Annotated in this window: 25 protein-coding genes; 10 read left to right on the forward strand and 15 right to left on the reverse strand. The window is 57.5% G+C overall.

Translation table 11 applies throughout. From position 1 onward, the window contains the following. On the reverse strand, positions 1 to 2,536 hold a 2,536-nt coding region (locus JHD62_RS17020), incomplete at its 3' end, for a hypothetical protein (protein ID WP_199103892.1). Between the two features lie 622 nt (positions 2,537 to 3,158). After that, positions 3,159 to 3,803, reverse strand: coding sequence for a hypothetical protein (locus tag JHD62_RS17025; protein ID WP_199103893.1), 645 nt, complete (start codon positions 3,801 to 3,803; stop codon positions 3,159 to 3,161). A gap of 107 nt (positions 3,804 to 3,910) precedes the next feature. Between JHD62_RS17025 and JHD62_RS17030 the strand changes: the two genes are divergently transcribed. Further along, the gene (locus JHD62_RS17030) at positions 3,911 to 6,334 is read left to right on the forward strand and encodes a S1 RNA-binding domain-containing protein (protein WP_233161043.1); all 2,424 of its coding nucleotides are present in this window, start codon (positions 3,911 to 3,913) and stop codon (positions 6,332 to 6,334) included. A 283-nt stretch (positions 6,335 to 6,617) separates the two neighbouring features. Here JHD62_RS17030 and JHD62_RS17035 read toward each other — a convergent pair whose 3' ends face one another. Both JHD62_RS17035 and JHD62_RS17040 read right to left on the reverse strand, forming a co-directional pair. Then, the gene (locus tag JHD62_RS17035) at positions 6,618 to 7,412 is read right to left on the reverse strand and encodes a DNA adenine methylase (RefSeq protein ID WP_199103895.1); all 795 of its coding nucleotides are present in this window, start codon (positions 7,410 to 7,412) and stop codon (positions 6,618 to 6,620) included. After that, complete coding sequence (locus tag JHD62_RS17040; RefSeq protein ID WP_199103896.1) at positions 7,409 to 7,573, reverse strand: Com family DNA-binding transcriptional regulator; 165 nt, start codon at positions 7,571 to 7,573, stop codon at positions 7,409 to 7,411. Before JHD62_RS17040 ends, JHD62_RS17035 begins: the two co-directional genes overlap by 4 nt. A gap of 480 nt (positions 7,574 to 8,053) precedes the next feature. On the opposite strand from JHD62_RS17040, the gene JHD62_RS17045 reads away from it, so the two are divergent. The 7 genes from JHD62_RS17045 (at position 8,054) to JHD62_RS17075 (ending at position 12,510) form a co-directional block, all read left to right on the forward strand. Then, positions 8,054 to 8,458, forward strand: a complete 405-nt coding sequence (locus JHD62_RS17045) for a hypothetical protein (RefSeq protein ID WP_199103897.1) — start codon at positions 8,054 to 8,056, stop codon at positions 8,456 to 8,458. Further along, positions 8,458 to 8,688, forward strand: a complete 231-nt coding sequence (locus JHD62_RS17050; RefSeq protein ID WP_199103898.1) for a hypothetical protein — start codon at positions 8,458 to 8,460, stop codon at positions 8,686 to 8,688. Before JHD62_RS17045 ends, JHD62_RS17050 begins: the two co-directional genes overlap by 1 nt. A 223-nt stretch (positions 8,689 to 8,911) precedes the next feature. Further along, positions 8,912 to 9,589 carry a hypothetical protein gene (locus JHD62_RS17055; protein ID WP_199103899.1) on the forward strand — a complete coding sequence of 226 codons (678 nt, stop codon included), beginning with the start codon at positions 8,912 to 8,914 and terminating at the stop codon, positions 9,587 to 9,589. A gap of 76 nt (positions 9,590 to 9,665) precedes the next feature. Further along, the gene (locus JHD62_RS17060; protein ID WP_199103900.1) at positions 9,666 to 10,262 is read left to right on the forward strand and encodes a hypothetical protein; all 597 of its coding nucleotides are present in this window, start codon (positions 9,666 to 9,668) and stop codon (positions 10,260 to 10,262) included. 541 nt (positions 10,263 to 10,803) lie between these two features. Further along, positions 10,804 to 11,115 (forward strand): hypothetical protein, encoded by a 312-nt coding sequence (locus JHD62_RS17065; protein WP_199103901.1) that lies wholly within the window; start codon positions 10,804 to 10,806, stop codon positions 11,113 to 11,115. 2 nt (positions 11,116 to 11,117) lie between these two features. After that, positions 11,118 to 12,050, forward strand: a complete 933-nt coding sequence (locus JHD62_RS17070; RefSeq protein ID WP_199103902.1) for an antA/AntB antirepressor family protein — start codon at positions 11,118 to 11,120, stop codon at positions 12,048 to 12,050. Positions 12,051 to 12,222: 172 nt separating this feature from the next. After that, positions 12,223 to 12,510, forward strand: a complete 288-nt coding sequence (locus JHD62_RS17075) for a hypothetical protein (protein WP_199103903.1) — start codon at positions 12,223 to 12,225, stop codon at positions 12,508 to 12,510. Between the two features lie 177 nt (positions 12,511 to 12,687). Here the strand turns inward: JHD62_RS17075 and JHD62_RS17080 are convergent, their stop codons facing one another. Continuing rightward, positions 12,688 to 13,068 (reverse strand): hypothetical protein, encoded by a 381-nt coding sequence (locus JHD62_RS17080; RefSeq protein WP_199103904.1) that lies wholly within the window; start codon positions 13,066 to 13,068, stop codon positions 12,688 to 12,690. Next, complete coding sequence (locus JHD62_RS17085; protein WP_199103905.1) at positions 13,065 to 13,541, reverse strand: D-Ala-D-Ala carboxypeptidase family metallohydrolase; 477 nt, start codon at positions 13,539 to 13,541, stop codon at positions 13,065 to 13,067. Before JHD62_RS17085 ends, JHD62_RS17080 begins: the two co-directional genes overlap by 4 nt. Before the next feature lie 89 nt (positions 13,542 to 13,630). Between JHD62_RS17085 and JHD62_RS17090 the strand changes: the two genes are divergently transcribed. Together JHD62_RS17090 and JHD62_RS17095 are read left to right on the forward strand one after the other, a co-directional pair. Then, a complete protein-coding gene (locus JHD62_RS17090; RefSeq protein ID WP_233161044.1) occupies positions 13,631 to 13,849 on the forward strand; it encodes an mRNA interferase in 219 nt (72 codons plus the stop codon). Between the two features lie 54 nt (positions 13,850 to 13,903). Beyond that, positions 13,904 to 14,320 (forward strand): type II toxin-antitoxin system HicB family antitoxin, encoded by a 417-nt coding sequence (locus tag JHD62_RS17095; RefSeq protein WP_199103906.1) that lies wholly within the window; start codon positions 13,904 to 13,906, stop codon positions 14,318 to 14,320. Between the two features lie 219 nt (positions 14,321 to 14,539). Here JHD62_RS17095 and JHD62_RS17100 read toward each other — a convergent pair whose 3' ends face one another. The 9 genes from JHD62_RS17100 to JHD62_RS17140 all read right to left on the reverse strand — a co-directional run. Then, the gene (locus JHD62_RS17100) at positions 14,540 to 14,854 is read right to left on the reverse strand and encodes a phage holin family protein (protein WP_199103907.1); all 315 of its coding nucleotides are present in this window, start codon (positions 14,852 to 14,854) and stop codon (positions 14,540 to 14,542) included. Further along, a complete protein-coding gene (locus JHD62_RS17105) occupies positions 14,851 to 15,207 on the reverse strand; it encodes a putative holin (protein ID WP_199103908.1) in 357 nt (118 codons plus the stop codon). The genes JHD62_RS17100 and JHD62_RS17105 overlap by 4 nt, the downstream gene beginning before the upstream one ends. A 34-nt stretch (positions 15,208 to 15,241) precedes the next feature. After that, a complete protein-coding gene (locus tag JHD62_RS17110) occupies positions 15,242 to 16,654 on the reverse strand; it encodes a hypothetical protein (RefSeq protein ID WP_199103909.1) in 1,413 nt (470 codons plus the stop codon). Then, positions 16,651 to 17,217 (reverse strand): hypothetical protein, encoded by a 567-nt coding sequence (locus JHD62_RS17115; protein WP_199103910.1) that lies wholly within the window; start codon positions 17,215 to 17,217, stop codon positions 16,651 to 16,653. The genes JHD62_RS17110 and JHD62_RS17115 overlap by 4 nt, the downstream gene beginning before the upstream one ends. 40 nt (positions 17,218 to 17,257) lie before the next feature. Further along, positions 17,258 to 18,331 (reverse strand): phage late control D family protein, encoded by a 1,074-nt coding sequence (locus JHD62_RS17120; protein WP_199103911.1) that lies wholly within the window; start codon positions 18,329 to 18,331, stop codon positions 17,258 to 17,260. A 3-nt stretch (positions 18,332 to 18,334) separates the two neighbouring features. Continuing rightward, positions 18,335 to 18,541 carry a tail protein X gene (locus JHD62_RS17125; protein WP_199103912.1) on the reverse strand — a complete coding sequence of 69 codons (207 nt, stop codon included), beginning with the start codon at positions 18,539 to 18,541 and terminating at the stop codon, positions 18,335 to 18,337. Next, positions 18,516 to 19,337 (reverse strand): phage tail protein, encoded by an 822-nt coding sequence (locus tag JHD62_RS17130; protein WP_199103913.1) that lies wholly within the window; start codon positions 19,335 to 19,337, stop codon positions 18,516 to 18,518. Before JHD62_RS17130 ends, JHD62_RS17125 begins: the two co-directional genes overlap by 26 nt. Positions 19,338 to 19,400: 63 nt before the next feature. Continuing rightward, on the reverse strand, positions 19,401 to 20,588 hold the full coding sequence (locus JHD62_RS17135; RefSeq protein ID WP_199103914.1) for a PD-(D/E)XK nuclease family protein: 1,188 nt from the start codon (positions 20,586 to 20,588) through the stop codon (positions 19,401 to 19,403). Between the two features lie 99 nt (positions 20,589 to 20,687). Further along, a partial coding sequence (locus JHD62_RS17140) for a hypothetical protein (RefSeq protein ID WP_199103915.1) occupies positions 20,688 to 21,977 on the reverse strand: 1,290 nt, incomplete at its 5' end.

A 21,977-nucleotide genomic window follows, 5' to 3' on the forward strand; every position in this document is an offset into this window, starting at 1 on the left:
GCCAGACATGCGCCCACTCGGCCCGGTCTTCGCGCCCGGCCAGCCATTGCGCGCCAAGGCGCAAGAGATCGCCGAACGTCAGCCCTTCGGGCAGGGCCTCGCGCTGCGCCAGCAAGGCTCGCCAGACGTGGCTCCACTCGGCCCGGTCTTCGCGCCCGGCCAGCCAGGCACGGGCCAGGATCGCCAACTCGCCTGCCTGATGGCTGCGAGGAGCCACCAAGGCATAAAGATCTTCGAAAACAAAAGCCCAATCGGGGCCATCGCTTTCTGCATGCAAACGACGCAAGCCGAGAATCAGGACAGGATCGTTTTTCCAGTCTGGCGTGTCCTGATCCGCTAGAAGCCTCTTCCAGACGAAATGCCAGTCAGGCCGGCGAAAGTGGTCTTGCAGCCAACCTAGCCCCATATCGTGCCATGCAGAGTGGCGACAGGGATCATGCTGCAAGCAGTATTCCCAATCCAAAGACCAATTTGGGTGAGATATCTTCTTCGGGTTAGCGAGATGCTCGGCAGCCCAGACAAACAGATCGCCATGCTTTGGGTAGCGGTCGGCGAGACGGCTCCAGCAACCCGACCAGGCCTTATCAGCCGCACTCAAGCAAGCCAGCGCCTTGCGCAGCAAATTATTTCCCAGCACTTCGGCAATGCAGGGCATGGTCGTGGACCAGCAAGCCCAACTGGTGGCGGCATCCGCCAAACCATCGGCATCAAGCGCTAGGCGCGCGTGCTCGCTGACCCAGATCCTGGCGCACTCTCGTGCAAGTCGAGTGCGGTCCACAATTCGCAGTCGTTCGCTCGCCAGCTCTTCGTCGAATGCAGAAAACACTCGCAACAACTGTGACACCAAGCCCGTTTCGCGCTCGTCCAGCGCGCGCCGGAACACTGCCACCAGATCATTGGTGAACGCTTCGGCATTGGCAGGTTTGCGCAAGGCTCGGTACAGGGCATCCGCCAGATGGGGGTGGGTTAGACGAACGATTTGCCCTTCCGCGCCGGCCTCCAGCAGGCTGAAATCCCCTTCGCTGTTGAGCGTGGCCAGCTTTTCGCGGTCTTTATCCGTCAGCCAATGATAGGGCGAGCGCAGATAGAGTCGGTTCAGAGCCAGGGGCAGGCGCAGCACTTCGTCTAGACCATTGATGAGGCGAACCCGGTTGCCAAAACGCTGCGCAAAAGCTTCCAGATTGCCGTGCGCCAGTTCGACAGCCAGCGAAACGAACAGGCCATTGTCTTCTTGTGAGGCCTGGGAGAAAGCCGGGCCGCGTTGTGAACCTTTCCCAGTTCGCTGGCGATACCAGGCTTCGATTTCTTCCGCTTCGTCGGCGGCAATGGTTTCGATCGTTTCGAGATGCAGATCAAAACCACGGTAGGTGGCGGCTTCCCGGAAAGATTCGGCGAACTCTGCTGGTCCGCAAGTCAGGATCATCGGCCATGCCTGATGTCCTCGCTCGTCAATGAACTCGCCCAAACGACCGAGATCGAGCCGGCTACGGGCATCGCGGTCGTAAAGATCATCAATGGCAATGAAGTCCGGCCGCCATTCGGCCGGCGCATCGGCGATCACCTTAAGTGCCGGCTCCAGCAATTCGGCTTGCCCCTTCAGCCAGAGTACACGCCAGCCATCGTCCACCAACCGCTCAACAGCCTGAAGCAACAGCACGCTCTTACCGACGCCAGAACGACCGCTTAACCAGAAAACGCGCGCTTCGCTTCGAAGATCACGTTGGCTGAGATCCTTGCGTTCGATTAGCTTGGGGTATAGGGCGTCCAGTCGATGAGGGCGCGGCATGTACTGCTGGTCACGCAGTCGCGCCAGCGTGATCTCACGCCCGATCTCCAGCGAGGCGCTGGGATGGGATGCAAGCTGAAAGTCAGCAGGGATCAGAAGCTGGCCCGGTAGATCAGGAGTATGCCGGGCTTGGGCGAAGCGCTCGCAGATATCGTCACGAATGCGTTGCGCATCCGCTGCCGTTGGTGCGCGACTCAAGGCACGCTCCAGCGCAAAGCGCAGGAAACCGTAGGGATCTTTCAGTTGCTTCCATGCAGCGACAATCGCACGCCACCACGGGTCAGGCTCAATGCGGGGCGACAGAAGTCGCCCTCGCTGGATAAGCGCTTGAATCGTCGGATATGTCGGGTGTGTGCTCGGAATATCAGACCACTGCAACGTAGCATCACCTGTTGAGGCGACAAGCTCGAATTTCACCTCACCACGCGAGCCTGGATAGTGATTTGTCAAGAAACTGTCGATTGCCACAACTTCGGCAGCGGCGTTCTTGAGTGTTTCACGCGTCAAAGTACGCTTGACCTGGATGCACACCAAAGAACCATCCTTGGTCTTGGCCAGATCTGAGAGCGCCTCCAGAAATACTCCGCCAGCCTTATCAAGGTCACGTCCTTGTCCGGCAAGGGACTCAACCAAATCCGCCAGATAGAGCCGCAACTGGTAGTCGAAGCCAGCCAGGGCATATATTCCCCCGAGTGCTCGCGATTTTTCTTGCCACTCATAATTTGAGAGGATTGATGTTATGTTGTCCATGCGAAGAATGGTCACAGAAATGACAAAGAAACGCCACTATCCATAACAAGCAGGTCACGTTGAGTCGCATCGACTGCCATAGACAACTTCTGGTGTCTTTTTGCAATACAAATCTGCCGTTCGATTTGTCGTGAATAGATGATGGCTTTTGCCGAATTGCTCACATTGGCTTTGTGACTGGTTTCCTAGTGGAGCCGTCATGGGAATGGCGGCTCGGTTTATTTCAACAACGTCTGCTCCTAGCCGATAGCAGCTATGCTATCACATTGTCATGAATGACTGTTTCGGCCGAACTTGAGGCCTTGACTGCAATCTGGGCAATGGCCATAACTGACTGAAAGCTGCCAAGAGCTGCCTCAGCGGCAGCTTACGACCCAAAGCCGTCATCTTGGATGTTCCCGCTGAACCGCCGTTGTTCGGCCAGAGCTGCCTGTCAGCATGCGAGGTCGTAACGACCGGTTTACACAGAATTTCAGACACGCTCGGCGCTCAAGTGGCTGGCACCGATGCTGATCAACACCAGCAATCCTTATGAGTTGCCTACAGTCATAAACGCCTGATGTTGATTTTATCAATGCCCCGTTTGCTCATGGCCAGAGGGGCATTTTTGCTTTTTGTCAGTTCAGCTAGACCGTGCCATCTCATAGAGGAATTTCACAGTAGAAGGACCATTGAGCGTGGTCTTCTCAAGGAAGTCAGAGCCATAGATCATTGGCAGGTGCTTAGCCGAGAAATTGAGTCCAGACTTGATAAAGCCCGATGCGCGCCGGACCATTACTCTCGGTAGTTTTTTTAACGGGACGTTGTAGTTCTTGGCCAGGCGGTGGCCGATAGCTGCGTCAATGATTACATCCCCCCCGATACTCACCCAGGCATGCAGATTCTGGTTTCCACGCATACGCGTTTCTGAGAAGTACTCTTGCTTCAGTTCCTCAAAGTTGGCGTCGTATTCCAGGGTTCCATTGATCGACACTTCACCGATGATGATCTCTGCAGGGATGTTATGGATCATGTTCAAGTAGCTGACGATATGGCCTGCCAGGAACTGACATTGATCACCCCAGTATGGGTCCATCTGCGCTCCCATTTTCAGGGCCCAATCATGGTTGATGAAGTAGTCCAGTTTAGCGATATCCTGATCGGATATTTTCCAGGTCGGGTCAATTGCCGGCGGTGAAGGAAAGGCGAACACCTCTTTTGATGTGGTGAATGCCTCAACGAGCATGTCAGTGTAGGAGCGCTTTTCTGCGTGGATATCTGCAAGCATTGGTTTCTCTGTGTTGATTTGCCGAGGAAGTCAGCCGGCCATAGGACTGATTTGGTCCGTATGAGCGTGGTATAGTTCGCGTATTCTATGCCATATGCAATACGAAAATGCACCCAAGCCAGCAAAGATCATTTCACCCCACCCCCGACACAACCCCTGCTGTTGGTTCAATTTTCCGTGGACGAATCTCAAATGTGCAGGACTACGGGGTGTTTGTCCGCTTCGGCAATTTCTCCGGACTGGCTCACAAAAGTACTTTTTCTCGTTCCCTGAACAAGGTGCATCTGGTTAAGGGTGCTGATGTCGTTGTTCGGGTCATCAAAATCCAGGCAGACAAGAAACTGTCACTTGAGATATTCGAAGTATTCCCCCCGCAGAACAACGCCGTGCCATCTGGCGATACCAACCTCTACCGGATGCGTAAACGAATGGCCGGCGAGGGAGAGCACACCACGTCGAGCGGCATGGATGGAGCCTTTGTCGCCGGCTCGGGCAATTACAACGCCCATGTCGGCAAGGTTATCCATGAAGGCGCATCCCACATTAATCGGGTTGGCATCCAACACCAAGGCCAGGGAACCCCTCAACGCGGTGGATTTGTTCATGAAGCGGCCCACGCCGAATCTTTCAATATTGATGCTGCATTCAAGGGCGGGAATTCGAAAGCCGTGATGTTAGGCAGCACAGATAAGGGCAGCCCCGATATCGTATTGACTGACGGCAGGACCGGCATCAAGACCGAATACCAGTCGAAGGTATGTAAGACAGCAGAGAAGACTTCAAGGGATCAACGAGGGTATGGCTCCCAGAAGCGTCTGGTCCCGAAAGATCAGCTCAAAGGGGTGAAGCAACACGCCGCACGCAATGTCGCCAAGGAACAGGGCAAGACCAACCCGAACCGGCGCATTGTTGAGAAGGAATACCGCGAGGTTCATGAGCACGCGACTGACCGGGTGTCCAACCAGGACGGCTCCAGTAAGCCGATGACGCGCAAGGAGACCCACCGCATGGCTGACAAGGCCAAGAATGGTGCGGTCAAAGGCTCCGACCTTACAGGGGACATTGGGGCCAGGGCATTGGATGGCGCGAAAGTAGGAGCCAAGGCTGGAGCGATTGCAGGTGCAGGTGTTGCAGCGGCGATGGGCGGTTACCGGGCCGTGAAGGACTACAAGGACGGAAAGCGCACTGGCGGTGAAGCGCTTGGGGATTTCGCAGAAGCTGCGGCCTACGGTGCCGTTGATGGTGGTATCAAAGGTGCAGCAGCTGGCGCAGCTGGCGCGGCTGGACGAGTGTTGGCTGAGCGGGCAACGAACGGCATTGCTAAGCGTGTTCTTGGCGGTAATGCACCGGCAGCAATTGCGATCACAGGCATTGAGGTGGCCAAGCATGCCATCGATCTGGCCAGAGGGAAGTCTACTTTCGATGAATTCAAGAAGGCATCCGCAGGCTCTGTGATCAATGGCGGTGTTGCATATGCCGGTGCTGAGATTGGCTTTTTCTTGGGTGGGCCAATTGGTGCGGTGGTAGGCGGCATTGCCGCTCCAATGCTTGTTGCTGCTTCAGAAGAAACCGGTCTGGTTGATCGTATTCGCCGCCTGTTCGCTGACGATACGGATACCGGCCACAACCGGGCGACTATCTTCCATATGGAGCAGCGTGAGAAGCTGCTCGATGCGCTGACCCAATCTTCGGCGGTGATCTTCCTCGATCGTGTCATCCAACTGGAGAATGGACACCAGCACACCTGCGAGCTGATTCTTGTTCATGAGTCGAACGTCTACATGGTGGACTTCCGTGCGTGGAAGGGCTGGATCTCTTACCCGCCACTCATGGAGGAGAAAGTAGAGAAGTCATCCTTCCTGTTCTTCTTTGAAACCGAGAAGAAGGTGATGGTCCCGACCGGCGAGCTGGCTGACCGGTATGTGATACAGACCAAGGTTGACCAGTACGACATTTCCCACGAAAAGGTGCACCGCAACCCGGCCAAGGGCATCGGAGGGTTTGTTTTCAATGCTAGGGCTCACCTTGTCGCCGGCAACCCGCGTTGGGAAAAATTGAAGATCAATCCACGCGTCGTTTTCCCCGACGATGCCGAGTTTGATGAGGATATCGCCGCAGACGGCCGGTTTATCAAGTTCAGTGAACTGCTTGCTTTGCTCAAGGACACTAAGCGCCGCCCTACCCCCAACTGGATGCTGAACGACCTGTTTCAGTTGCCGATGTGGGATGTTATCGAAGGGATCAGTGGCCATGTATACGAAGGCCTGATTACTACCGAGTCCATCAAAGTGAAGATGGAGGATGAGCTACTGACGGTGCCCATGAATGCCATACTGAAAGTGGATGTCAAAAAGACCAAGGGTGGATCGAAGTTCTCCCGGGGCGATGAAGTGGAAATCATGCTGCGAAGCCTCCAGGTTATTAAGGGCACGGTGGACCACACAACCATCCAACTTGAGCGCAAGGGTCACACCCGTGAATTCAACCTGTGCGACCTACGCTCATTCTGCCCGGCAAGCTCTGCTATCTGAGTGAAAACACCCCCTGCAGCGTAAGCTGAGAGTCGGGGTTAAGGGTCTAAAACAGGAAATTGTCGTCTACTTTGTCCAGGTTAATGAAGGGGTGTTCAAACATCAAGATGATGGCAATCACTTCGCTTGACAGCTTGGCCGGACTATCCAAATAGGGTAGTTGCATTCTTGCAGACTGGGCCTTGCATGCGTTGATGCTGGCCATTTCTTTGCTGACCTTGCAATGACCCAGTAAGCGGGCAAAGACGTTGCATTCCTTGGCAATACTTTACCTGAATCGCCCCTAAAACAACCCTCCCCCTTCATCCGGCTGCCAGTTGGTAATCACCAGCTCGCGGCTGGTTTCCGGTTTGCCCTTGTTGTTACCGGTGCTGTACTTGATATCCAGCCCCTCCATCCAGAAGCCGTCAAAGGCAGCGCGGATGTCGGGGTGGTCGTTGATGCTCACCATCACTTTGCCTTTGCAGCTTTGCATCAGGCTGGCCAGGCGTTGGTATTGCTCCAGGCCGAAGGGGACGCCGTAGCCTTCGGTTTGCCAGTACGGCGGATCGGCATAGAAGAAACTGTGGCTGCGGTCGTAGCGTTGCAGGCATTCGTCCCAGGGTAGGTTCTCGATATTGGTGCCGGCCAGGCGCAGGTGGGCGGCGCTGAGGTTCTCCTCGATGCGGCACAGGTTGATCATCGGCGCGGTGGTCGCGGTGCCATAGGTCTGGCCCTGCACCTTGCCACCGAAGGCATGCTGCTGCAGGTAGTAAAAGCGCGCGGCGCGCTGGATGTCGGTGAGGGTTTCCGGCCGGGTGAGCTGCTGCCACTTGAACACCTCGCGGCTGCTGATGGCCCATTTGAACTGGCGGACAAACTCCTCCAGATGGTGCTGCACCACGCGGTACAGATTCACCAGCTCGCCATTCACATCGTTCAGCACCTCGGTTTTGGCTGGTACCTGGCGCAAGAAATACAGCGCAGCGCCACCGCAAAACAACTCAACATAACACTCATGCGGCGGGAACAGCGGCAACAGCCTGTCTGCCAGACGGCGCTTGCCGCCCAGCCAGGGAATGATGGGGCTTGGGGTCATGCACGATCCTCCGTGGGCGTTCGCTGACGCTCGGATGGGAGGCTCGCGGCCTTCAGGTGGTTGATGGCCCGGCAGCGCGGGCACTTGATGACAAGGGTGGAGTACCACCCTTCGGCCAGTTTACGGCCACATTGGCCGCAACGGATCTCGGGATAAGACATCTGCAAGGTGTTCCTGGTAAAGGAAGCCGCTAGACTGGCCACACTTTCAGCTGAAGGTAGCAGCCTTGGGCTGGCTTGCAGGGATGATCTGCGGGTCAGCTGTCCGGGTGGGTGTTGGACGCACCCGCCCGGTCGCTGTTCTCATGGGCATTCCACGTTGGCGGAAGGGATTTCTGCGTGCACAGCAAAGTCAATTGGCATAATATGTAATTACATGATGACGCCAGAATGGTGACCAGCGGCAAGGAAAAACATGTGAAGTGGTTGCTTTCTTTGCGTCTCGAAGACTACTACTACACTTTGTTGTTAAGCACGTTTGTGAAATCATACATTTCTCACGAGAGTAGTAGTTATACGAAACCTGCAATGGAAATATAGAGTCATGACGTAGGTGTCCGAGTTAATATTCGACGCTTTATTAATCATGCTAATGCAGACCCGCGGCGCCACATATTCATTATGTAGCCCCAGGAGAACTCCGTGCCAGAATTCAAGATTCTTTCCAATATTATCGATTTCATGGAGGCCAATGGAGCCACTGCAAAGGAAGTCACCTTTGAAGTCGATCAAAATTTGGCTGACGAGATCAACTCGAAACATGGTACAAAATATTCCATTACAGATTTGCAGAAGGCGGCAGATAAATGCATAGCGAATGAGTGGGTGGTTCATCGTGCGCTTGGTGAGAAATATAAATGTCTTGGCATTACATCAAAAGGAGTCGGCGCCGCACGTTCGCGAGCTAAAGCAGAAGAAATAAGAGCATCAAGAAATTTAGCAAAGAAGATTTCTGATTACATTGACGATCATAAAGGGTTATTTGTTTTTCTTGGCTTTCTTATTGCACTTACAACGCTTGCTTCAAAATTCTGGGGAATCAAATAATGGAAGATAAAAATCTTCACATCTCTCTGAAATGCCTGTTCTGTGGTTGCGATCTTAAGGGCGACTCGAAGAAAGAAGTTCAATCCGGAGACATGCTCAAGTGCCAAGAGTGCGGCGAGAATAATGACTATGACTCTGTGGTTGCAGTCGCAATTGAGGAAGGGAATGCATCAATCGCTGACTACGCAAACCAAGAGATTGAAAAAATGTTAAAGGGCATTTTTAAGTAACTATAGAGCATGTGGGACCAAACCCTTCCATCAAAAGAGACCGCCATCAAGTTGCGCTCGCGGAATTTCTTCCACTGATGCCCAAAAATGGTATATGCCTGAAAGAGTGACAATTTTTACGCCGTAGGAACCACCTTAGACAAGCGTAATTTATAACAATTCGTCTCAGGCAACCACCATAACGGGCCATTCTTAATCTCATACATTAGACACTTATACCAAAATGCTTAACACTCCGACATTTACTTCACCTGCGCGCCAGCCAAGTCCATTCGTTTTTATCATTGATTCGCCATCTCCCCAAGACCTATTCGAAGGTTACACCATCGGCATGGCACTACGTGATGCATTAAAATCGATTGGCGTTCCACATTTCTACACACTCGCTGTCAACCGAGAAGCTCTTAGTGCTGCAATGGGGCAAAAACTACAAAATTGTGTGAATCAAATGCAACCGTTTGCGCTGGCGACAGACGCAGTTCCTCTTATTCATCTCTGTATGCATGGGGCCAATGAGGGAATTGGCCTTACAGATGGCTCATTTATTTATTGGCAGGAATTAAGGCAACTTTTGATATCCCACAATCAAATTAAAGGCTACGATCCGTTCGTCTGCATGGCATCATGCAACGGGATTGCTGCATCCAGCATGGCTCACGCATACGACAGTGTCTTTAGCTATTTAATTGGTAATACTGGTCCAGTACTACAGTCTGACCTAACTGTCGCTTATTTAGCTTTCTACAACCAAATTTTTACAAAAAGGGCTACGGTGGAGCAATCCGTTATTACGATGAAGTCCGCATCTGGTGATCAAAATTTCTTCTACGCAAGTGGGCAGCAAATTAGAGACCAAAAATTTAACGAACTTACCACTGGCTGGCAAAATCCACGCTGGTAAATTGAAACTTAACACGACACACGACTGGACCTACGCGAAGAACTGCTCTAGCCGATTAACCTAAAATTAAAATTTAATGTTTATGCCACTACCACCAGAATTCATCGAGTTTTACGAAAATTGGACGGCAAAGGTTGCGAGCTATACGGAACCAACCGCTCGTGCCTGCTTTGATCGATTTTTAACTCAGTTCGTCATCTACAACAGACTGTATTGCGAAGCAACTAAACGCTTATGCAATAGTCCAGGCAGCGGCATCCGTCTAGATAACAGAACATCTTTTCCTGATGCTACGGCAGCAAAAGAATATGTGGCACTATTTCTTGGCGCGAGAAGCTTGATTGAGTCTCTTGAACAAGATCAAGACTGCTGCGAGGCAATTAACGAACTAAAGCGCATTCTTCAAGTTCATCAATTTTTCGTGAAACTCCACCCTGTCAGTGGAGAGCGGCAACATGGTGAAGATGATAATCTTCTAGATCTCATGAATGCAGCCGGTTATGCAGAAAGAGCCAGAGCCATTCTGGATTTCATCTATAGTGTCCGCTGTAACATGATGCATGGGCAAAAGAACTTCTCCGAGGAGCAGAGAACTCTACTCGACCCGACGATGACCGTTCTTCAAAAAATATGTGAACTGATCTATCAAAAACTTGACAGAGTTGGCGTCTAGACTAAATACCAAAGTGCAATACCAAGTAGTTTCAAACCATGCTAGCTAAAGTACTGATTCATTTCGCACTCAAGCCTAACGGTCGTTTCAGCCTGGATGCCAATAAAAGCCAAGCATTAGTCACTTTCATGATTTGTACTTGTGCCCTTCTGACTTCGGCCTCCCTTAAATCCAAAGTCCACTAGGTTCGTTTCCGATCATCGCCATGGCACTGCATTCGCAGTGCCATTTTCTTTTCAATTGCAGCCCCACCCCTTCGGTCAGTATTCATCTTGCATCGTCGTCGCTAGAGTTTGCCGCAGGTGCTGAACACACCCCAGCCAGCGGCTACCGCCCCGACAGTAAAGCGGCTTTTTTACGTCCATCAGTTCCGTATTGGTCCGTTTTTGGTAACAATACAAAGCTCATGGTCGGGTAGCGTACAGCCATACAACACTCGGGAAACCGGGAAAATCTGTGGGCCGTCTGGTTGCGGTGTTCAAGTACCCGTCCGCCCCTCTGAACAGGGGGCAATACTGAACGAATCAACCAGGAGGCCATCATGGCTGCTCAACCCGTAATCTCTCCCATCTCCCCCGACCACCCCGCCATTCGTGACCTGCGCCACGCCGTCGAGCTGATCGATTGCCTGTCGCAGGAAGGCTTCGGCCAGATTGCCGCCATTGCCCGTTGCGCCGAGGTGTATATCGGCCATGCCAACGACCCCTTGCGCCAGGACATTCTGGCGACGGTGCTGCGCGCCATTCAGGGCCGCGCCGACGACATCCAGAACAGCATCAACTTACAGGCGGAGGATGTGGGGTGCAGTTGGCCCAGCGCGCCAGCCGACGCAATTCCGATGAAGGGGGTGTGACCATGCAGGCCCTGATTCCGGTAGTGGATTTCCAGATCGGTGAGGCGACGGTTCCAGCAGTGAATGCGCGGGAGCTGCATGTATTTCTTGGCGTGGGAAAGATGTTCGCCCATTGGATCAAGGAAAGGATTGAGAAGTATGGTTTCGTCGAAAAACGTGACTTTGAGGTTTTTGTCGAAACAGGCAATAACCCCCTCGGCGGCAGGCCCAGCAAGGATTTCATGATTTCGCTGGCCATGGCCAAGGAACTGGCGATGGTGGAGCGCAACGACAAGGGCAAGCAGGCGCGGCTGTACTTTATCGCTTGCGAGCAGCGCATGTTGCAGCTGGCCAGTCAGGCGGCCTTGCCTGCTGGCGATGCCATCCCGCCGGGCTGCCCACGCTTCAATGGTGTGCCGGTGCTGACCAATCAGCAATTGCAGGCCTTGTTACAGGTGAGCCGCCACACGGTGCGCAGTAACCGTATCCTGCGGCCGGGGCGGTTCAAGGTGGGGGTGCATTACTTCAACCTGAGTGGCGAGCCGCTGCGCAACTTCACCCTGGACAATATCAATAACGGGGTGTTCACCCGGCGCGGCGGGCGGCGGCTGACGATCTGGAGCCTGACCGGGGTGGAGGCGCATTTGCAGATGCTGCCACCATCGACAGCGGAACCCGCACGGCAGCGGCTGCAACGCTTTCTGGCGGGTGGGGCGGAGCTGCTGACCGACAGCGACAGCCCCGCCCTGCCTGCTCTGCCTGCTTTGGCCGAGCAGCCTCGCCAGCCGGAGCCGGAGCCGGATACGCCCGCCAGCCTGCCCACGCCCAGCACCGCGCAATGTCATGCAACGCTGTGCTTTCCGTCGGCCACCGCCTTCGGGCTGGCGATGCCGGACATCCTCAGCCTGATGCAACGCCACGGCGCGCAACTGGCAGGGGTGGTGACGGCGGGGTGATGGGCTTGCCTCCAATTACTGGGAGACCCGCCCGGTTACATGTTTTGGAGTGACTCATCACTGATATGAATTTTTCACGTGCACTTTTAATATGCATGGCATATTATGATTATAAATCATATGCATTGTTATTAAGCATTTTCGATAAATCATTAACTTAAAGGTGACGGACATGAAAACGTATAAACAACAACTTATTGATGCACTGAAGAACAATGCAAGTGAAGATGAGATTGCAAGTATTCTTTGCAATGCCTGGCTGGATGCTGAAGATGCAGGACAGAATGGTCAGGACGCAGTAGAGGCACTGTGCAAAGATCTTGGCATTTCCTTCTCCAACAACCTCTACAACAAAACTGTTGATAAGGTCCTGGCCCACAAGAAAAAGCAAGCAGATTTTGGCAACAACATCAAAGAGAACACAACCACCCCTTCTGCCAAGCAACCATTCAAAGTCTGAGCATTAACTGCCCCCTTATTTTCATAGTGCCCCAAGGCGCTGCACAAGCAGCGCCATTTTCATTCCCGCCGCGCTGCCTGCACCAGCCCCGCCCTTTCCACCACACATTGCCCGTACAGCGCTGCCAGTTGCAGGTAGCGCTGGGCGAGGTCGTCCCAGCTGGGTCTGTCGGGCAGGTCAATGGCCGGCAGCGGGCGGGTGAGGCTGGGCGGTGGTGATGGTGTGGTTGATGGTGGCGATGGCGGTTTGAAGCTGTTGCAGGCGGCCAGCATCGAGATGGCAATCAGCAGGCAGTGGCGTGGTTTGGGCATGGCGGCGGTAGTCCTGTTGCTGGCGGGCGCTGGTGCTGGCCAGTCGGGTGGTTTGCTGTTGTACCCGGTCAGCGATGCTGGCCAGGCGTTGGGTTTGGGTGACGTAGTCGGCCAGAGCCTGCCGGGCTTGTTGCAGCTGCTGGGTGTTGGCTTGGCTGGCGAGCTGGTCGCCCTTGCTGTGCCAGCCATGCCACCAGCTGGCGGCCAGTAGCGCCACGCCCAGGGCGGTGAGGGGTAGCGGCTTCATGCTTGCAGGCCCGGCAGGTAGACGGTGTGACCATCGCGTTTGATGGCGGTGAGCAGTTGGCTGCGGCTGTGGGCGGGTGGCAGGCGGAAGCCGATGTGTACCCAGCCGCCGCTGTGCGGGAATTCGCAGATGAGCTGGTCGAAGGCGATGTGGCCTGCAGCGCGGGCGGCTTCGATGGCCTGGCAGATAGCCAGCGGCTTGCCGAACCGGGGCGCGACAAAGTCGCAAGCCAAGCCGTGGCGGTGGGCGCTGGTGGGCGAGCCGCCGACGGCCTTGTTGACCTGCTCGCTGCGGTAGCAGGACAGCACGGTGATGGGCACGTCGCCCAACAGGCTGCGGATTTGCTCCATGCGCTGGGCGGTGTGGCGGATGTGCTCGATCTCGGCCGGTGTCGGCAGGTTGGCCAGCCCTTGTCGAGCGGCGGTGGCGCTGTAGGTGAGTTCGCGCAGGGTGAAGTGCGGGGTGAGTTGCATGAGGCCTCCAGAAATGACAAAGGCCAGCGCGAAGCTGGCCTAAAGGTTAGCAAAAATGCTGACTTTATCCGTGGACTTGGTAAGCATTAATGCTTACCATTGAGTCATGTTCAACGGATAAAGGAGGTGCGGTGAAGCAGAGCGAGTTTGTGCGCTGGCTGCTCGCCCAAGGGGTGGAAATCAGAAATGGCAGTAAACATCTGAAGCTCTACCATAACGGTGAACAGACCATCCTCCCCCGCCACCCGGCTGCAGAACTGAAGCAGCCACTGGTGGACGGGGTGAAGAAGAAACTCAAACTGAAGTGATGCACATGGCCGGCCCGACAGGGCTGGCTTTCACCGCACCCAAAGGAGTGACCCATGCGCTACCCAGCCAAGTTCGAAGCTGCCCCGGAAGGCGGTTTTGTGGTGACGTTTCGTGACATCCCGGAGGTGATTACACAGGGTGACACGCAGGCGGAGGCCGAAGGCATGGCGGCCGACGCCTTGCTGACGGCGATGGACTTCTATTTTGAGGACCACCGCTGCGTGCCGCTGCCCTCGCCAGCCCAGCCAGGCGAGGTGTTGATTGACCTGCCGCCCAGCGTATCGGCCAAGGTATTGCTGCTGAATGAGCTGGTGGCACAACAGGTGAGTAATAGCGAGTTGGCCCGGCGCATGGCCACCAGCAAGCAGGAAGTACAGCGCATTGTGGATCTGGCCCACGCCACCAAGATCGACACCATTGCCAAGGCCCTGGATGCGTTGGGTCGGAGACTGGATGTGAGCCTGGTATAGCGCTTTAGGGATAGTCCAATCAGCCGGTAGCGACTGACAGTGGCACCCCATAGCATGGCCGTACTCTCTTTCCGAGGAGCCGACCATGCATCTTTTACGTCCCTTGCTACTGCTAACAGTGCTAGCCCTGCTGCTGTTGTATGGCGCTCTTGAGCTTGGTCGCAGCGTAAAGCTGCAGATTGATCGCGCACATCAGCTGCGACAAGATGAACTGCCATGTCAGGAGGGATGTTCCTCCTTGTCCTTGGACTGGACACCAAAGGGCTTGAGCAGCCGACTGACATTGCCGCGCATGGCCACCACCCCGGCGCACAGTGCGGCGTTGAGGACGAATTCCGCCAGGTCGATGTCCACATAGCTGCCGGTGAACACGCGGATGACCACGCCACCGGAGGCGACGATCATCACGTAGGACAGGATGGACGCCCAGCGGCGGTAGCGGGCGCCGTCGCGCTGGTAGTTGATCAGGCTGAAGCACAAGATGGCGCAGACGGCGGCGTGGGCCAGCGCCAGCAGGCTGATGTGTGGGGTCATGACTTGCCCTTTCCCAGCAGGTGTTCCAGTTCGGTGCGGGTGATGGCGGCGCGTAGCAGTTTCACCGCCAGTGCCGCCGCCAGCATACCGCCCAGCGCAGCGGGGACTTCCACCCCGTCCGGCAGGATACGGTCCACCAGGCTGGCGACAAAGCCTGCCAGCAGCACTCCGCAGATGACGGAGATGATGAGGTAGAGCCAGCGCACCCAGCGCGGGTCTTCGCTGCAGCGTTCGGACAGCACGAAGACGGCGGCACCGGCGAAGGCGCCAAACAGCACCCCGGCATCGATACCGGCCACGGTGCCGACACCGGCCAGCGCCACCAGCGCCAGGCCTCCGTTTGGTTCGGTCATGTTGATTTCCTTGCTCCCGGCCGGATAGCCGGGTTCAGAAGTGTTGGCGGTGGTCGCTGAACAGGCGGATGCCGGTGTCGTCGCCCACCCAGAAGGGGCTGGCAATCAGGCTGAGACAGCAGGAGCCGCTGTACTGCCCGGTGTTCCAGCTGCCGCCCAGTACCACCGCACGCAGGCTGGCCTCAAAGTTGGCCTGGGCGTAGATCCAGCCGCGGTTGTTGTTGTGCGGGTTGGCCGGGGGCCACCAACGCCAGTCCCACTGACCGGCGCGCGGGTCGGTCAGCAGTTCTTGCCCCCATACCCACAGGTGGCCGGTAGCTTGCTCCAGCCCCCAGCGCGAGGTGTAGCCGCTCGCGCGCCTGCTCTGGCTGGCGTAAAAATTGGGGGGAGATTGCTGTTCGTGCACGCCAAAGGTGGCCGCGGCGAACTCGTGCATGGTAGGCAGCCGTTTGCGCAGGCTGAGGGCGATGGCCTGGGCCTCGTACCAGCCGGTGGAGTAAGGCCGATCATCCGCGACGACCCAGCTTTGCATGGCTGGGCGTGGTGGTTTGTGTTCGCCACTGGCCACAACGACCTGGGCGCGGCTGCTGCCTTGCGGGTAGTCCTGCGCGCACAGATAGATGTCGGCCCAGAAGACCCCACCGACGCACACCATGCCGCGCGGGTCGCTCACCGGGCGGTAGAACAAGTCCCACAGGCTCCACTGGTTGAGTCCCGCGATGGCATCCACATCGGCTTGCGACCATAAGAAACCATTGAATCCACCGGAACGGATGGTGCTGTCAGCCGCAGTCAGGCTGATATGCCCGCCACCAATCAAGCGCCACTGCCCGGCGGGCAGTTCCGGCAGGCCGTCAAAGCGGGTGGAGGCACGTACACTGCCGTCGGCACAGGCATAGAAGGCCAGGTCGCTGCCGGGTGTCAGCTCGGCAGGCATCTGTACTGGCGTGTCCTGCTTGAACTCCACCAGCGTGCTGCCCACCATCACTGCGGTTCCGGCCAGCAGGCTGATGCGGTGCGGGCCGGTCTTGCGCCAGCAGTGGGTGGTGTAGTCCTGCTTGGCAAAGCCACCGGGCAGCAGGTTGAGCGGGCCGGGTGGGCCGACGGGACCGGCCGGACCGACCTCCCCTTGCAAGCCGCGCTCGCCCGGTGCGCCACGTGGCCCCGGCATGCCCTGCTCGCCCTGCGGCCCACGCTCGCCTTGCGGGCCGGTGTCGCCTTTGGGACCGGGTTCACCCTGTTGGCCTTGCGGCCCGACAGGCCCCATCAGCCCCGGCGGGCCTTGTTCGCCGCGCGGGCCTTGTGGACCGGTGTCACCCGTCTCTCCCTGCAGGCCACGCGGCCCGACCGGGCCGGTTGCACCCGCTGGTCCTTGCGGGCCCGGTGGGCCGGGGATGCCTTCCACCAGTACCAGGTGTTGTTGTTCTGCCGATGTATTGCTGTTCATGGTCCTTCCTCCACCATCACGTCATGGAGTGGCAGCAGGCGTTGCTGCCCGCTTGGCCAGTGCAATTGCAACAGGGCGCGCAGGGGGCCGAGCGGCCAGTGCTGGCTGTGCCCCTGCTCAATCGTCAGTTCCAGCGCACCCGGTGCTGTGCTGTCCGGCAGCAGCCCTTGCCAGTGAAAACCGGTTTGCAGATTGCGCAGCAGCAGGCTGGCCTGGACGCCACGCAAGTCCAGCGGGGGCCGGTACAGAATGGCCGCACCACCGGCATAGGCAGGCATGCTGCGGCCATGCGGATTGTTCAGCCGCAAGGTGTCGGCGTCCTGGGCGGCGGCCAGGTGGTACTCATGTGCGGCAGGCGGATGGCAGCGCGCCATCATGCCGGGCAGCAACTGGCGGCAGCCGTGCAAGGCAATGCGCCAGCAGGCTGGCAAACCATGACCGGGCACGGTGAGCTGCAGGGTGGTGCAGTCGGCTTGCAGGCTGGCAACCGGCTGGCTGCGCAGCGCACCGGCTTCGCACCACACCCGGCGCTGCCATTGGCTGCCGCGATATAAAGGCCTCATGGCGGGCTCCAATAAAAAAATCCGCACGCGGCGGATGGGTTCACAACGGTGTGGGGGTGAGCACCACCCCGGGCTGCTTGGTCTTTTTCACCTTGCGCCCGGCCTTGTGTGGCGTCTTTTTGTTGATGACCAGGGTCAGCGCGGTATCCCAACCGCTGCGGCTAAGGTTGTGCACCACGCTGTCCACGGTCCACAGCCCATCCACGCCTTCCTTGATGCCCTGGGCGCGCAGCGTGCGCTCGGCCACGATGTCGGCCCTGCCGGGCAGGCTGAGGTTAAGAGTGAACTCAGCGCGGCGGGCACGGTTGGCCGTGGCTTTGGCAGCCGCGGATGCGCCGCCCTTGCTGGCCACCGGATGGCGGATATAGCGTGGCGGGGCATCCGGATTGTTTTTGTCGGGCACCATCACCAACTGGGTTTTGCCGCTGCGCTGGTCGTGGCTGCGGACGGCGGCCCCGCCCGCGGCTTCACGGTCGCTGCGCAGGAATTGCCAGTGGCTGATATCGCGGCGCTGTAACACCAGGGTGGGCAGCGGCTTGCCACTGCGGCTGTTGCGCTGGCCACCGCGCGGCAGCACCAGCACCTGGCCGCCCTTGATGGTGGCGGTGGCGTCGTACTGGCGGGCCAGCCGGGTGAGAAAGTGCAGGTCGGATTCGTTCATCTGATCCGCCCGCACCACAGTAGCTTTTACCTTGCACACCGGTTTGAGTTTGTTGCGCTGGGCGATGTCCCGCACGATCTGCTCCAGCGGGCAGTTGCTCCAGGCATGACGACGTGCCTGACGAATGGCCCCCAGCATATTGGCCGGTCGGCCACGCAGGGTGACGGTTTGCGGCATGCCACTGGAGCCGACTTCATCAATACGGTACTGGCCGATACGGGTGAGCCCGGTTTCGGCATAGCCCAGACTGACTTCCAGCACGGCACCGGTATCAGGCAGGCGGACCGCGCCGTCCCGGTCATCCAGGCTGATATCCAGCTCGTCGCTATCCAGCCCGGCCTTGTCGGTAATGCGCAGGGTGAGCAGGCGGTCGGCCAGCAAGGGGGTGAGGTCGGTCGCCTGCTTTGCCCCGCCGCTGCCCGCCAGCAACAGCACACGAAATATCGGCTGCATGGCTTACTCCCACAGCGTGACCACGGCCTGGCTGGCCGCGGGCAGGTCCGGCAGATGAATCCACACACCGGAGGGATAAGGCTGTGCCAGACTGGCCAGCCCCGGGTTGGCGGCCAGCACCCGTTCCACCGTGCCGGTCAGGTGGCCATAGTGCTGCTGGCACAACACGTCCAGCAGGTCGCCATCAGATGTTCTGATCGTCTTCGCCATAGCGGCTGAGCTCCAGGGTGAAGGTTTGCTTGCGAGCAGCGCCATCGGCAAACAGGTGACTTTGCTCCTCCTGCACCCGGGACAGATACCAGCGGCCGAGGAACTCGCCAAAGCCGGTGGTCAGCAACAAGGGTTGCAGGGCATGGCCCAGTTCGCGCAGCCTCTCCAGATGGCCGCTGCCGTGATGGCCGACAAAGATGGCCCCCTTCAGCGTCAGGCTGTCCTTGCCCTTGGCCACTGCCTGCTGGGCGGGCAGCCGGGACAGGCGTTCCTGGTCGGCGATATTGAAGCCGGTATCGCGACTGAGGCTGTCGTAAGCCGCCTTGCCCAGCTCGAAACGGAAAGGCTGGCCCTGTTCCGGCGACAGCTCCAGCAAAAAGCCGTGCCCACCGGCAGCCAGCACCTTGCTGTCGCTGTCGGCCGCTTGCCAGCCAAACGGCAGCACACCGCCCGGCAGCGGGAATGGCGGCATCACAGCACCCAAGGCCCGTTGCAGCTGGCCCACCTGCCCGGCCAGTTGCTGACCGGCCTGCTGAACGGCCGTCAAAGGAGCCAGCAGCATGTCCTGGGCGGCCATGCGCAGCAGGCCGAGGTGGCGATTGACCAGCCCTGCCCCATCCGCTGGCAAGGGACTGGCCGCGGACAGCAGCGTGGCGACGGCCGTCACGGTGGTACTGGCGCTTTCCACCTGTTTGACGATGGTGCTGGTATGGCGCTCTACGCCGGGCAGGCGTGCCAGTGCCGCAGCATCCAGCCCCTGACGGGTGGCGCTGCCCAGCAAGGTTGGCAGGGACATGCGAGAACTCCGGAAATGAAAACAGCCGCACGGGGCGGCTGTTTGGGCGATGTGGATGGCAGATCAGGCAGTGGCTGGTGCGGTATATGCGTTTAGCTGCAGCCACTTGGTAAGGGAAGCCAGGGCCTGCAGGGTGCCATCGAGAGAGCGGTCTTTTGCCAGTGCGCCGAAGCAAAGGTATTTGTCACCTTGTTCGTACCAGCAATGCTCTGACTCCGGAACACCGTCCTCTTCCCACAGATCGAGCTTTTCATGTGTCACATGGCATAACTGTTTTGAAATGGTTTCAAAATCCACCTGCTCAGTTCCACGTCTGATATAAGCGCGGATGTAGAACCCAACGGAGGTGTCTTCGTCTTCGGTCTCTTCATAGCAGAGAACTACATCTGAATCCTGACCCCAACATTCGGGACGAAAACGCAACGCACGTGCATCAGGCCAGGTATGTGCTGCTGTTTTAACACCGGACTCGACATTCAGCTCAGACAGGGCTTTGCTTACCACTGTTACTCCAAGATGGAGTAACTGATTTTCAAAATCATCCAGCAAACTGCGTCCCTTGCGCAGATCAGAAAAATTCTGCAACACAAATTCAAAAGACTTGTCATCCATTAGAGTATCGCTTTCCGGGTGTGCCAGCTGATGCAGGTGTTGCAGAAGTTCGGTATAAAAGAATTGCCATTTACTGACCGGGGCAAAGGCAACGTCACTGCCATAGAACTGCTTGGCTTTTGCCAGCAAGTCGTCGTAACTGACTACCGGCCAGCTGGCCGACTTGATATCTGCGGCGTAACTGTTTGGCCGCAAGACACACTTCAGGATGGGGCGGCCATCGGCCCGGTTTTGCAAGAGCTGGTCGTAAACGTCAAACGGATTATTGGCCGCACTGGCGTACACCTTGAACTCAATACCCAGGACAAAGGCGGAACAGCTAACCAACAGATCCAGCCGTTTATAAGTATCGGTTTCGGCATCATTGATGGCGACTTCCCGCTCAACAATCAGGTCATCCCATCCATATTTTTCGAGATCGCTTGTACTCAGCTCACTTCGGTCGATCAGGCAATGCACCAGCGCCTTGGCCAGCCAGGTGGGAGTATTGCCATACAGCCCACCCATGAAGATGGCCAGCAGATCGGAAGTCGGGTTCTCCAGATAACCCCTCCCGCCGATAGAAAAAAAGTTGGGCTCTTGCGGGATAGGTTCAGGCAAAGCCCGAATTCCCTTGATCAGTTCAATCAGGTTTTGCATGGGTCTTGGCTGGGCCTCATGAATTACAAATGATGGGTATCAGACAGCATTAAATGCCTTTTGCATTTTCATGTAAAGGCAGGCAGTAAGTTGCCCCGTTTACCCCACCGGGTCATACAAGCGGCTGCCGGGCCTGTTCTGCTGGCGGCTCCATTCTTCGAACAGCTTTTTCAGGTGCGGGGCCAGCTGGTTGGCGATATCGGCCGGGTTCTTGGCATCGCCCAGTACCTTGACCTCGATTTTCGGGGCGAAGGTGAACTGCTGGGGTGGCTGGGTGGCCACTGTTTTGCTGCTTGCTTTGTCCACCGGGGTGGCTTTGGCGGGCAGCTTGTCTTCCATCGGGCCTAGCGCCTTGGCCGCAGCTTCCTTGTTGAAGAAGTCGTACAGCCAGCTGCCTAGCGTGGTCTGGCTGCCGGTGGCGGCGCTGAGGCCCTTGCTGATTCCGGCATTGAGCACGCTACCCACCGCATAGCCTGCGGCACCGGAGGCAGCCACCATGCCACCGGCGGCGGCGATGGTTCCGGCCGAGGCTCCGGCCAGTGTGCCCATGGACGGGGCAATCAGTGCAGCACGGCCTGCGGTGGCGGTGTTGCCGATGACCTGCCGGACCACGCCACCCACTTTGACCGCGGCCTTGTTACGGCCCGGGGCGGTATCGCCGATGGATAGCCCGCCTCCCGGCCAGTTGGTGACAAATACCCGCTGCGCGCCGATGGCACTGTCAAAAATGCTGGCGCTGCCAGCGCCTGTGCTACCGCTGGCCCCGGGCTGGCCGGGTAGCGCTTGTTTGCCGCCAGGCAATCGGCCTGCCAGGCCACCCAAGACCTTGCCGCCCAGCCACTGCGCGGTACCACCGAGAACGCGCTTGGCAGCGATTAGCCCGACTCCACTTGCCACGGCTCCACCGGCCAGCGCCAGGCTGGGGTTGTCCTTGATCACGTCGCCACCCAGTTTGAGGCTGATGCTGGCCAGTTCGGCGGCCATGTCGGTGACCGGACGAATGGCATCGCCAATGCGGATCATGGCCAGGTTGAAGTCGCTGGCGACTTCGGCCCATTTGCGTTCGGAGGTGTCACGGCGGTCGGCCAGGTCCTTGTCGATCTGCCCGCTGGCCTTGGCTCCGTCCTTTTTGCGCTGGCGGTATTCATCGCTGTTTTGCATATAGGCGGTGAGCGCCATATTGACCTGCATGTCTCGGAAAACGTCGCCGGTATTCAGTGACTTCTGGAAGGCCTCCAGTTGAGCCTGGCGCAGCTTCTTGTCTTCCACACCGGCCAGTTGCGCTGCTTGTTCCTGCATGCGCTTGGCTTGTTCGGGGTCGCTGCGCTCGATCCATTGCTTGGCCACCTGCATGGTGGCCTCCAGTGGAGAATGGCCTGCCTTGATGAA

Source organism: Aquitalea sp. ASV11, assembly GCF_016429185.1.
GTDB lineage: Bacteria > Pseudomonadota > Gammaproteobacteria > Burkholderiales > Chromobacteriaceae > Aquitalea > Aquitalea pelogenes.